This window comes from Chlorogloeopsis sp. ULAP01 (genome assembly GCF_030381805.1).
Taxonomy (GTDB): Bacteria; Cyanobacteriota; Cyanobacteriia; order Cyanobacteriales; family Nostocaceae; genus Chlorogloeopsis.
In genome coordinates this window covers 19,550-32,149 of record NZ_JAUDRH010000004.1, presented here as the reverse complement: position 1 = coordinate 32,149, position 12,600 = coordinate 19,550, and the positions used below count along the sequence as shown (strand labels likewise).

Annotated in this window: 10 protein-coding genes; 2 read left to right on the top strand and 8 right to left on the bottom strand. The window is 42.4% G+C overall.

Going from position 1 to position 12,600, the window contains the following annotated elements:
- Positions 1-70: 70 nt before the first annotated feature.
- Positions 71-1,507: a PPC domain-containing protein gene (locus QUB80_RS08765; protein ID WP_289789128.1), complete on the top strand. Its 1,437-nt coding sequence runs from the start codon at positions 71-73 to the stop codon at positions 1,505-1,507.
- A gap of 146 nt (positions 1,508-1,653) precedes the next feature.
- On the opposite strand, the gene QUB80_RS08760 is transcribed toward QUB80_RS08765, so the two are convergent.
- The 6 genes from QUB80_RS08760 to QUB80_RS08735 form a co-directional block, all read right to left on the bottom strand.
- Positions 1,654-2,697, bottom strand: a complete 1,044-nt coding sequence (locus QUB80_RS08760) for a WD40 repeat domain-containing protein (protein ID WP_336622313.1) — start codon at positions 2,695-2,697, stop codon at positions 1,654-1,656.
- Positions 2,698-2,857: 160 nt separating this feature from the next.
- Positions 2,858-4,885 carry a serine/threonine-protein kinase gene (locus QUB80_RS08755; protein ID WP_289789126.1) on the bottom strand — a complete coding sequence of 676 codons (2,028 nt, stop codon included), beginning with the start codon at positions 4,883-4,885 and terminating at the stop codon, positions 2,858-2,860.
- A 286-nt stretch (positions 4,886-5,171) separates the two neighbouring features.
- On the bottom strand, positions 5,172-6,272 hold the full coding sequence (locus QUB80_RS08750; RefSeq protein WP_289789125.1) for a serine/threonine-protein kinase: 1,101 nt from the start codon (positions 6,270-6,272) through the stop codon (positions 5,172-5,174).
- Positions 6,273-6,701: 429 nt separating this feature from the next.
- Complete coding sequence (locus tag QUB80_RS08745) at positions 6,702-8,930, bottom strand: glycoside hydrolase family 57 protein (protein ID WP_289789124.1); 2,229 nt, start codon at positions 8,928-8,930, stop codon at positions 6,702-6,704.
- A gap of 204 nt (positions 8,931-9,134) precedes the next feature.
- Positions 9,135-9,365: a NifU family protein gene (locus QUB80_RS08740; RefSeq protein ID WP_016878773.1), complete on the bottom strand. Its 231-nt coding sequence runs from the start codon at positions 9,363-9,365 to the stop codon at positions 9,135-9,137.
- Between the two features lie 158 nt (positions 9,366-9,523).
- Entirely contained in the window at positions 9,524-10,174 is a 651-nt protein-coding gene (locus tag QUB80_RS08735) for a DUF3386 domain-containing protein (RefSeq protein WP_289789123.1), read from the bottom strand.
- On the opposite strand from QUB80_RS08735, the gene QUB80_RS08730 reads away from it, so the two are divergent.
- Positions 10,168-10,383: a hypothetical protein gene (locus QUB80_RS08730; protein ID WP_289789122.1), complete on the top strand. Its 216-nt coding sequence runs from the start codon at positions 10,168-10,170 to the stop codon at positions 10,381-10,383. The genes QUB80_RS08735 and QUB80_RS08730 overlap by 7 nt on opposite strands.
- Here QUB80_RS08730 and QUB80_RS08725 read toward each other — a convergent pair.
- Together QUB80_RS08725 and QUB80_RS08720 are read right to left on the bottom strand one after the other, a co-directional pair.
- Positions 10,380-10,622, bottom strand: coding sequence for a hypothetical protein (locus tag QUB80_RS08725; RefSeq protein WP_289789121.1), 243 nt, complete (start codon positions 10,620-10,622; stop codon positions 10,380-10,382). The two genes, QUB80_RS08730 and QUB80_RS08725, sit on opposite strands and share 4 nt — an antisense overlap.
- Positions 10,623-10,741: 119 nt before the next feature.
- Positions 10,742-12,493, bottom strand: coding sequence for an ATP-binding protein (locus QUB80_RS08720; protein WP_289789120.1), 1,752 nt, complete (start codon positions 12,491-12,493; stop codon positions 10,742-10,744).
- Between the last annotated feature and the right edge of the window lie 107 nt (positions 12,494-12,600).

Genomic DNA, 12,600 nt, shown 5'->3' with positions numbered 1-12,600 from the left:
AAAAGTAGCTCAAAGTAACTGTCTAAAGACATAAAAACATCTATATTTTGCAAGCATCAGGAGTGAAGTGATGGCAAGGGAAATCAACACGAAACTTAGGAGCAGATTTAACCTAGCTTTAATCTTTTCGATCAGTAGTAGCTTGTTGATAACAAGTTATATTCCATCTATATATGCTTTAGAAGTTGCAAAACAATCTGGAGAGTTCAAAATTGCTAAAACACCAGATGAGAGACAACCAGAAGCAGTACAACAAGGAATCGAGCAAATTCCTGTTTCACAACCGCCTGTATCTCCTCTCAAGCGCAATCAACCAATAAACTCACCTATTCCTGCAACTCAAGCACCTCCAACAGAGTCCACATCAACATCGCAGTCTCCTGGTACTGATTCTACTCCCGCACCTTCTCCTACAACAGAATCAACACCAACACCACAGCCTCCTAGTACTGGCTCTACTCCCGCACCTTCTCCTATAATAGAATCCACGCCAACACCACAGCCTCCTAGTACTGGCTCTACTCCTAGCAGCCCACCAGCATCGCAGCCATCCAATCGTCGTTCTACTCCCAGCAGATCTCAACCAGCATCGCAGCCATCCAATCGCCGTTCTACTCCCAGCAGATCTCAACCAGTATCACAGCCATCCAATCGCCGTTCTACTCCCAGCAGATCTCAACCAGTATCACAGCCATCCAATCGCCGTTCTACTCCTTCGCGATCGCCTGCGAGCAAACCAACTACTAAGCCAAACGTAAATAATAATCAAATTTCAGTTGGTTCGCCTGTTAATCGTTCCACCATCCCTAATGCTAAAAAAGTTGATTTTGTCAATATTGCATTGGGCGTTTTGGCTCCGGGCGATTTTAAATCCCAAGGCAGATATTTTCATTTCTATCAGTTTGAAGGTAGGGAAAACCAACTAATTCAAATCAGACTTACAGGTAGTGCCGATCAACGTCGTTCGAGCAATTTAAGTTTAGATCCGTTTATGATGCTGCTTGATCCTAATAATAGGGTTCTGACAAAAAGAGGCAATGGGGAAACTGCTAGCAAAGGTGGAGTCAAAGATGCATTTATCTTTGTACGATTACCTGTCAAAGGAACTTACACGATCGCAGTTACGAGTCGCAATCCAGGAGAGATAGGGCGCTATAGCTTAGCTTTGCGCAATGATAGAGCAAGCTATGCTTTAGACGAGTCTGGCAACTTAACAGCAAGTAACCTTTCTTTTAGAAAAACTGGCAGCCCTTACAGTATCTCTAAGTTTGAGGGGAAAAAAGACCAATTGGTTAGCATCCGTGTAGATAGTATGTTTGAAGAGTTTCCCCCTTACATAGTTTTGCTCAACTCCAAAGGGCAAATTGTTGCCACTGACAACGATAAAGATGGACGATACACTGCATTGATCGACCGAGCCAAATTACCAGAAAATGACACATATTATGTCGTGATTCTTTCTGCGACTCCTCGCGAGAAAGGTGCTTACCGATTGACTGTGTTTTAAAGCATCCCAGCTTTTAAAATGTCCACAGACTATAAGCCTGGGGCTATAAGTACGAAGCCTGCCTTCGCAGGCTTTGTTTGTGTAGCAATACCCTTCCAGGGTATTGATTAAAAAAGTGGAATGCTCCCTACATAAACAATTAACTATTACCGTGACACCCGCCAAATCTTGATAGTCTGATCAAAACTACCACTTGCTAGAGTATTGCCATCTGGACTATACGCAATAGACCAAATTTTGTTGTCATGCCCCTTGAGGGTTTGAATTTCTATTCCTGTTGCGACATTCCATATTTTGATAGTTTTGTCCCAACTAGCACTAGCAAGGGTTTTTCCATTGGGGCTAAAAGTAATAGATTCTATCTTATTTTCATGCCCTGTGAGAGTGTGGATTTCCTTTGCTGTTGCCAAATCCCAGATTTTGATAGTCTTATCCCAACTACCACTTGCTATAGTCTTGCCATCTGGACTAAAGGCGAGGGAATGAATCGCCTCTGTATGCCCTCTTAAGCCGCGAGTTTGTTTGCCCGTTTTTATTTCCCACAATTTAATGCTGTTGTCAAAATAATTACTGCTGGCAAGTGTTGTGCCATCTGGGCTAATAGCGATCGCATCTACTACGTCACAATCCCCGCTAAAAGTGCGCACTTCCTTCCCTGTTGCTACATCCCAGAGTTTGAGACTCTGATCCCAGCTGCCACTAGCTACAGTATTATTATCTGGACTAAAGGCGACAGACTGAACTGAGGCTTGATGCCCGCTCAGGGTGCGTATGAGTTTTCCTGTTGTTAAGTTCCACAGTTTAATGGTGTTGTCTGCACTGGCAGAAGCAAGTGTTTTACCATCCGGGCTAATGGCAATAGAATTGATCCATTTTTGATGCCCCCTCAACGTGCGTCGTTCTTCTCCTGTTGCTAAATTCCACAGCTTGATAGTGTTGTCTGTACTGGCAGAGGCAAGTGTCTTCCCGTCTGGGTGAATCGCCACAGCCGAAATCGGTTTGGTATGTCCTTTAAAGGTAGAAGCAACGTTAAAATTTACTAATGCTGATTTAATTGGCGGATTTTTTTTAGATGATGCACTAGTGGTAGCAGGGGAAGATTGCCAGAACCAAACTGCCCCACATCCCAACAGCGCGATCGCTGCCACTGTTAAAATTTTGTTTTTTGAATAATTCATACTTAAAGGCATAGCAGATTCCCCAGTTGCACCACTCTACAGATTGTTTAATGGACAAACTTGAGAGCCTATTTATTGTAATATTTGGGAATAGCTTTATTTACACATCGTTATCATATCTTTTCGGAAGCATTAGTAAGTTTTTAACGTTATTTGGTAGAAGAAAAAACTATTAATCAGACATCCGCCAAACTTTGATAGTATGCTCAAAAGCACTGCTGACAAGGGTTTTTCCGTCTTGACTGAAGGTGAGAGACTGAATTTTGCCATCATGTCCCTCAAGAGTCTGAATTTCCTCGCCTGTATCCAGATTCCACAATTTAATCGTCTGATCAAGACTACCACTAGCAAGGATATGACCGTCTGAGGTAATGGCGATCGCATTCACCTGATCGCTGTGTTCGCGCAAAGTGCGGATTTGTTGTCCTGTATCCAGATTCCAAAGTTTAATAGTCTTGTCTTCACTACCACTAACTAAAGTGTTACCATCCGGGGTAATCGCGATTGATGTTACAGTCTGGGAATGGCCTGTAAAAGTGCGAATTGTCTCTCCATTTGCCAAATTCCACAGTTTAATCGTCTTGTCACGGCTGCCACTGGCAAGGGTTTGTCCATCTGGGCTAAAAGCAACAGAACTAACCCAAGAAGAATGACTCCTCAAAGTACGAATTTGTTGTCCGGTAGTCAGATCCCACAATTTAATTGTGTTGCCATCACCACCAATGGCTAGAGTTTTGCCATCCGGACTAATGGCAAAGGCACGTACTGAATTAAAATACCCGTCTAAAGTGCGGATTTCTTGCCCTCTGGCTAGATTCCACAATTTAATAGTTTTGTCTTCACTACCACTGACAAGAGTTTGTCCATCCAAAGTCATAGCAATGATATTAACTCGACCAGTGTGTCCTTTGAGGGTATAAATTTCCTGTCCTGTTGCCAAACTCCACATTTTGATAGTATTACCACTATTACTAACGATGGTTTTGCCATGAGGATCAAACGCAACAGATAAAACTGAGCGATCGGGTGATTTAAAGGTGTTGGCTAAATAAAAATTCCTTAAAGTAACTTCAGTTTGAGGAATAATCTTGTTACTGTCAGCATGATGATGAGATTTTCCGAAGCTAGAAGATATAGACAGTTCTAACCTGCCTGATTGTCTATAAAAGAATTGCCCTAACACTAGCAACAGAATTACAGAACAAAACAAGAAAAAGTTTCTCAGTAACGTATATTTTCTTGATACTAATGTTGGCTGTATTTGTGGCAAATCGGTCGGAGTATTAGCTTGTTTTGTAAGTGATGTTTGCTTAGGAAATAAATCTTTTAATACTTGATCTGCCGATTGATAGCGCTGTTTCACATCTTTTTCTAACAGCTTATCAATTACCTCAGCTAATTCATCACTAATTGGGTTTTTCAAAAATTCCCGCCAATCCTGAGCCCAAGCATAACCATTTTCTGTCCACAGTTTAAAAGGAGAAACTCCGGTGAGAAGATGAAAACAGGTAGCTCCCAAACTAAACAAATCACTAGCTGGATAAGCCTTGCCATCTCTAATTTGTTCAATTGCCGAATAACCATGAGATCCAATAGAAGTACCCATGGGGATCTGTACTTTGGCTGTTAACTGCTTAGAAGAGCCAAAATCAATTAGACATAAACGCCCATCACTTTTACGGCGGATAATATTTTGGGGCTTAATATCTCGGTGAATGACTCCTCGTTCATGAATAAACTTGAGCACAGGCAATAAATCTAATAGGATTTCTCGAACCTCTTTAGCACTATATCCTCTTTTTTGTTGCAGTTCCTTGAGCAAATTTTGTCCATCAATAAACTGCTGCACTAAATACAGATAATTATTTTCTTCAAAGTAAGCTAATAAAGTTGGGATCTGCGAATGTTCTCCGAGTTGTTGTAGTCTTTGTGCTTCTTTATGAAACAGATCCATAGCTTTAGAAAGCGCCCAACTGTCTTGAAATTTGGGTGCTAATTGTTTAATAACACAGCGTTCATTGAGTTTATCTAAATCCTCTGCTAAATAAGTTCTACCAAAACCGCCTTCATCTGAGAGTACACGGGTGACATGAAAGCGATTTCGCAACAGCGCCACGAGCGGGGTGTTGCAAGTTTGACAAAAATCCATTCCATCAGGATTGAGGGGATACGGGCAATCAGGATTTAGGCAGCAGATCATTATCTAGAGAGGCAATACTGCGTGGCAAGCTATACTAAATTAGCCCAGAAAAAACTTTTTATCATCATTAACAATTCCTTGTATTGTACTAAATAGCAAGAAAATATTTTGTTAGTTTTATGACAGGTATAGTGTCACTTGGAAAACTGCAAAAGTGAGATAATTAGCGATAAATACTAGACTAAAAAGTATTAATAAAAACGTATTTTCTCCTAATACTTATAGCCAAAACAAAGCAAAATACGTCCTGATATATATTTCTAGTTTCTTAATTTTTGCTGAATTGTTAATGTGATACATCAGATGTATAGAGCTTCTGGCGGTTGTGAGAATTTTTTGCCTTTAGCTTTGTTTGCCATTGTCGGATTGTTTTAGCTGTTCTAGCTAGAGGCGATAAATACTGATCAGAAGATTCTTTCTCAATTGGTTCATTCCAACCACTTCCAAGCCTTTGAGTACTTAAACAGCTATGTAATGTGGGCAAATATGATTCCATGCCCAAAGCCCAAACGACATCATCAACTGACTTAAAGCGCTCCTCTATCGAGTTTTTAAGCATTTTGGATAACACTTGGGCAAAATGCTCACTGAGATTTAGTTGTTCTTGCCAATTAATTTCACCAGTACTTGGATCGCGATTAAATTCTAGAGGTGATTTTCCTGTGAGCAAATACAGACAAGTCATGCCTACAGCGTATATATCACTGGCATAAACTGGACGCAGGGAAAGTTGTTCTGGTGGTGCAAATCCCATAGTTCCAATAAAATTGGTGTTAGCGTTTTGATGGATGGAAGTTTCAGCAGTGTTGCGTAATTCTTCTTTAACTGCACCAAAATCAATTAGCACCAACCGCCCATCATCTTTACAACGCAGCAAGTTATGAGGTTTAATATCCCGATGAATCACCCCATGCTTGTGAACGTATTGTAGAACTGGTAGTAATTCTTGCAACAGTTGTCTCACAGCAGCTTCACTAGTGCAACCATTGCGCTTCACTTCCTGTGCTAAATTAGAACCCTTTATATATTCTTGAATTAAGTAAAATTCCCCCTGACTTTCAAAATAATCTAACAGCATGGGAATTTGAGAATGACTACCGAGCCGAGCCAAGGTTTTTGCTTCTTTTTTAAAGCGAATACAAGCACGTTCCCAGCTTTGGGGATTAGTTGTTTTTGGACAAAGTTGTTTAATTACGCATACAGGATTACCTGGTAACACTGTATCTTTAGCTAAAAACGTGACACCAAAACCACCTCTACCCAAAATTCGTAGAATTTCGTAGCGATCGCGAAATAGTCTTTGCGTACCACACAGCTGCCAAAGCTGGGTTTGCTTGAAAATATCTGCGTGAAAACTCGGTATTTTTTGACTAGAAAAGCTATTCATCGCCAGATCAAGCTTAGTTGAGGTGAGACAGCAACTTTATCATGTCTTTAATGTAACTAAAAATATTTTTTTCCGCCAGTAGTATAGCTATATCTTTGCAAAAAAATGACCTTTATTAGCCTTGAATTCAAACTATTCAAAAAGCAAGGCATATTTCCCGGAGAGAATATTTACGGAAAATTACGCAAAGAATTTGTGACTTTTTAATGATTGTTTTTTGAACGATACTAATTTTTCTGTAAGGCGGGCATTGCTCACCAATATCTCAACTGTTTACCACCTGAGATTAAACAGACAATACCCACCCTACTGTTTGTGGTCAATCAGTTAAAAAGCGCTGTACATTTGGTAAAACTCAGCGTTTAAGAGCGCTACGATTTTACACAAAGCTCTACTAAATAACCACCATCAACGAACACCAAATCTTCATTAAGGAACCTCAATCGGAATTAAAGCATTCTCTGGTAAATAGTTACGAAAACATCCTTCATCTGCCAGCACCAGAATTAGGCGCAAGGCGAAATCGGGTGGAACTTGTAAATCTGCCCACGGTACAGCAATTTCTAAACAACGATCAAAGGCGACTTGGGCGCGACTAGTTCGCGGATGCCACTGATAATGCTCTCCAGCCTCGCGGAACTGAATTGATTGGGTGAGCAAGTTAATTTCTAAATGGTGGTGGAACGAGTAATTAACTGGTTCTACATCTGGCACATCAGCTAAAGGCATGGGGCTATTATGCATTGTTCTACCAGGATAGAACCACAGCAAGTTCAATTCTGCTGGCAAATCTTGCCCTGGTTGAACGCCTGTTTTGAAGTCTACTCGCAAATAGAAATTCAGGTGATCCACCCCATACCACAAGCGCTGGATGACGCTGCTGTTGTGCATCGTTCCTCGTGCGCCACCTACCTCTATACGCCCGGCTTTATCCCAGTCTTGTTCATCTCCTTTACCATCTATGCTTGGATGAATAAAGCTTTCTGGGCGGTGGCTTCCCCGTGCTTCGTGAACTTCTAAAGGTAGCCGCAGATACGGGGGGATTGGTTCATTGAGGGCTTTGTAAATCCCGCACAAGTGTTCCCGAAATAATTGATCAAAAATGGCATCTTGATTGGAGGAGTGTCCTTCACCAAACCACCAGAACCAATCAGAACCTTCTGCTGCATATAAAGCTTCCCAAGCTGCTGGGTTGTTTTCTTCCGTGGCTTCGGGATGACTTGCTAATACTTCCCTTGCTTGTGTTAAGTAATCCCAAGCACGATTTTTGACGGGATCGCCGATCCAGGTGGTGAAACTGCCATCCACCCATGAACCACTGTGTAGTTGGGCTTGGGGAATAGTTGCCGTAGGAGGAAATTGTTCGATAAACTCCGAAACGGTAACTAGTTTTAAGTGTGGTTCTCGTTCGAGGGTTGCGTAAAGAGCTTCTAGGAATGGTTTCCCATCTTGCTGATAAAATTCCCAGCAATTTTCCCCATCCAAGGCGATGGTAACTAACCAAGGTTGATCGCTGGGGCGCTCTCTTTGCATTTTGGCGATCGCTTGCAAGTGTCCCACTAAATCTGCTGCTGCTTGCTTTGGTGGCATAGAACCATAGGTAAAGCCAATCAAGTCAGACAATCTATGATCGCGAAACACAATCGCTAAATCCCCTGCTGGAGTATCTAGACGATAAGGACGGTACATTAATTCTGGTTCTTGGACGTTTCCAACTGCATCGCGGTGGAAAAAGTGCTTTAATGTCCAACCAAGTACCGCTTCATCGGAACAAATCCACTTAAATCCTTGTTTTATTATATACGGTAAAATTTCCGGGCTAACCGATTGCTCCGAAGGCCACAAACCGCGTGGTTCTTGTTCAAATCTATCTAGATATAAGTTCCAAGCTTTTCGTAAATGCCGGGGGATATCTTCTGGCCACTGAAACCTATACTCTGGTAATGTTATATTTGGCACGGCTACTCGACCAGAGTTCGTATCGCCAAGCAAAGGCAAAATTGGGTGGGTGTAGGGTGAAGTTGTAACTTCCAATTGCCCCGCTTGTTGCATTTTGCGATGTTGGGGAATAATGCGGCTAATAATTTCTCGTTGCTTGGAATAAATACGTTGGCGATCACTTAAAGTGAAATTCCGTCCCTGCTTTAACCATGCGTCTATTTCTGGATCATCCCAAAACACTGGGTCAATCCAAGCCAAATTATGCCAAGCTAGTAAATCGCTATAATCATGTTCTTGCCAATTTTCTAAGCACCAAGTTTGTCCTTGCTCCTGCCTTTGATAGTAAAGCTCGCGGTAGCGAGGATGAGGATCGATTAAAGTATGGTGATTGGCATCAAAAAAGTGTTGAACAATAAACTCTCGCTGATGTTGAGTTAATTGTTGACACGGCGTTAAACTAACTTCTAAATATGGATCAAAGGCTGTACCTGCTATGTAATCTTCCAGTTGCAGGATTAAGGATGGTACTAAATTTACTGTTTGATGTAACTTTGAGTACCTCTCTAAAATCAGTATTAGATCCAGATAATCCTTAGTACCGTGTAAACGCACCCAAGGCAGACGATACTGCTGAGACAAAGCCGAAGTACCACTGCGGGATTTGTATAGCGGTTGATGTTGATGCCAAATAAAAGCAACGTAGAGGGGATGGGACATAAGCATGAAGGGGCTAGGGGCTAGGCTAGGGGCTAGAGGCTAGAGGCTAGAGGCTAGAGGCTAGGGATGAAAATGAGACAAGGGACACGCAGGAGTACAGGCATTTGCAGAGGTTTCCTAACGCACTGGCTTCTCTCCTTCTTTAGTCCCTAGTCCCTAACCCTAATACCTAATCCCTAGTCCCTAGTCTCTAGTCCCTAGTCCCTAAATTACTTGCTCAACTTCTGCAATTTCAGGAATCATGTCTTTCAGACGGCGTTCAATACCCATTCTTAGGGTCATAGTGGAACTTGGGCAAGAACCACAAGCACCTTGTAAGCGTAGTTTAACGATAGGGCCATCGAGTTCTACTAGTTCCACGTTGCCACCATCAGACATGAGGTACGGACGCATTTCATCTAGGACAGATTCTACATTTTCAACTGTCAGTTCCATAGCTTCAGACCTCTTTGGAGTCGAAAAATTTATTTCAATATTTGTTGTTAACTACATCCTAGACCTATTTACTGCTAGATCGTACTTTGTCTAGTAGTCCTTTGTCATTTATTCTGGCTATGGATACATGACAAATGGCAAATGCTAATAGTTAAGGACTATACAGCAGCAGGTTTAATTAATTTGATATTGGAATAACTAAATTCAGTTGTAGTATTATCTCCAGCTTGACAATCTTGCACTATTTGTTTAGCCAGAATATAGTACTCTCCTATTTTTTCAAAAGTGTCTTCAAATTTTAGAATACTTTTGACTTCGTTCGTTTCACGGTTGCGAAAAATAGCGTCATAGCAAGTAGCAACATAACCCGAACCTGTATCTAAACTTGCATGGGTATCAATCTCAAAAGCTATGCGACCCATTACTTGACGCACTTGGCAAAATTCTTTACCTCTAATTTTATAATATGACTCCGTAGAGTCATCTTTGACCAAGATATTTACTGCACCTGTATCGTCTATTTCTCCTTGAATAAATTCGTAGTTGCCATAGGATTCTTCAAAAGAAGTGGGCTGACGATGGTTGATTATGTCCTGTAGTTGAGTGTAAATACCTTGTTCTACTTCTTCGTTGTTGACTTCCGTTACTTCTATACTCTTGTCGCGGTTAATACAAATTTTTCCTGTGTAAACTTTCCCTCCCTGAACCACTTGCACATCTGCGCTGTAGCCAGGGAAGCTAGCATCCCAGGTGTAACGACTTGCATAAGCGGTTTGAAATAACTCGCGGGCAGTTTTTAGAGGTGCCATACAACCACGTTGATTTCTACCTTTCTCAGTTTAATCTACTAGAGGATTGTCACTCCCACTGGCTTTTATTTGAACAAGAAGGGGAGGGGGCAGGGGAGCAGGGGAGAGAACTACTAACTACTGTACGGCAGGCAGCGCGCCCTTGCGGAGCCAGTGCGGTGGTGAGCCAGCGCGCCCTTGCGGCTTCCCGGAGGGTAGCCGCTAGCTAACGCAACGCCTGACGACGAACGCGTCTAGTGCCGACTTGTAGCGACTGGCGTAGACACGTAGACGGACGTAGTCCGGCTTCTCGCAGAGTAGTGGATAAGCGAAAATAAGGGTTCCCCGGCATAAAGGAGCCAGCGCGTTGCGCGGCTTTGCCGACTTGTAGCGACTGGCGAAAGGGTTCCCCGGCATAAAGGAGCCAGCGCGTTGCGCGGGTTCCCCGCGTTGTAGCGACTGGCGTCACCTGGCGTCGGGTTAAGCGCGTCGAGTGCGACTGCCGTGCGGGTTTTGTTGATAATCTTGCCGTTCAAACTGATCATTTATCTTCTAAACCCGCCCCTACCAATGACAAATGACTATTGACTAATCTTGAGAACTACTTTCAGTGGAGGAAACCATCACAGGTTGTTGATAAAGCGGTACGGTAAAAGTGACTGTTGAACCAAGCCCTTCGCCTAAGCTGTAAAAATGTACTTCTCCACCCATTGCTTCTACTAATTTTTGGGATATGACTAGTCCTAAGCCTGTACCGCCATACTGGCGAGTGCGGGAACCATCAACTTGTGAGAATAATTGAAACAATTTGTCTTGTTTGTCTAAGGAAACACCGATACCAGTGTCTGCTACACGCACTCTGACCATACCAGGAAATTCTTGGTCTTGAAATATCACTTTCTTGCGAACTACATCAGCGCTGATGGTGACACCACCTTCCTGGGTGAATTTGATCGCATTACCAACTAAATTGAGCATGACTTGTTTGAGGCGCTGGTAGTCGCCATAGACAAGTATTTCATCGGAAGTTTCTGGCAGTTGCATCCGGAAGCTGAGTTTTCTCTGTTCTGCTTGTAAACGCATAAAATTGCCCACATTACCGAACAGTTCCTCCAAACTCACTGCTCTAAGTTCCATTTCCATTTTGCCTGCTTCAATTTTGGCAAAGTCTAGGATGTCACTAATCACATCGAGTAGATGCAGTGATGATTTGTGAGCTTCCATCAAAAACTGCTTTTGTTCTTCTGGATCGTCTGCCATTCCGTCCAAAATCAACTTTAAAAATCCAATCATGCCGTTGAGTGGCGTTCTAATTTCGTGGGAAACATTAGCTAGAAACTCACTTTTAAGGCGTGAGGCTTCTTCGGCTTGTTGTCGTGCTGCTTCTAGTTCTTTATAGAGGGTGGCGTGGGCGATCGCTGTACCCAGTTGATCTGCTACTTCTTTTGCCAGTTCTAGTTCTGCCGTCGTTACTTCGTAACAATCATTACACAAAGTTGCAGCTATCAATCCATTGGGTTGATCTTGATAGCAAGTTGCCACGATCAACATTTTCTCTTGTTCGAGTAGCAGATGTTGAGGGTTTTGAACCAAAATCGGTTCTAGAGTTGCCAAAGCTTGAGCAAATGCTGGCTCAGAAGCGGCATACATTTCTATTCCCAGCACAGACTTAACTTCTTTTTGACGATACTCTGCTATTACCTTCAACTTATCACTTGGTGGTTGGTAAGGACAGATGATGCAACGCTTCAATAGGAGAGCTTCTCCTAAACAGTCCACGGTTTGTTGCCAAATAACATCCAATTCTAGAGTGCGTCGAATGTTTCTAGTAATCTGGGTTACTAACTGATGATTGTGCTGCGAACGTAAAGTCAATTCTAATCCTGTAGGCGGTGGCGCTGACACATTTAGTTCTGCTTTACTAACTGTAGCTTGAAGTAATCTTCCCATTACCAAAACCGTGGTTGCAGCACTACCCAGTGCTGGTAAAATCGCACTAATTGTCAACTCTAACTCAATAAGCTGTTCGCGATAACAAAACCAGCACTGAAACTTTTCTGGCACCAAAGTTGTTAGTATCCGTTGCAACCGCTCTAAATAAGCAACCTTATCTACTGGGGCAAAAATTGCCTCTCCTTTGGCATCGGCAACTACCTGCTGAGGATCTAAACAGAACTTCTGGCTATGTTGCCAATAAAAGGAGAGGTAACGCCCAGCTCCATCTTGCATGTACACCAACTCTGCTCCTAAATTTGCCCATGAGCCATCAGTTTTACTGGTAATAGCTTTCTGATTCTCAGACACAAGATTTGGCAGTTGGGAATTAGCAGTAATACTCATGACTCGAGTTGGATAGACTAATGGCAACCCACAATACTTTTTTTAAAGCTGCTTCCAGTTTGGCATAACTTTTTACACCTTGTTATACCTTAAGTATGCTTGAATTG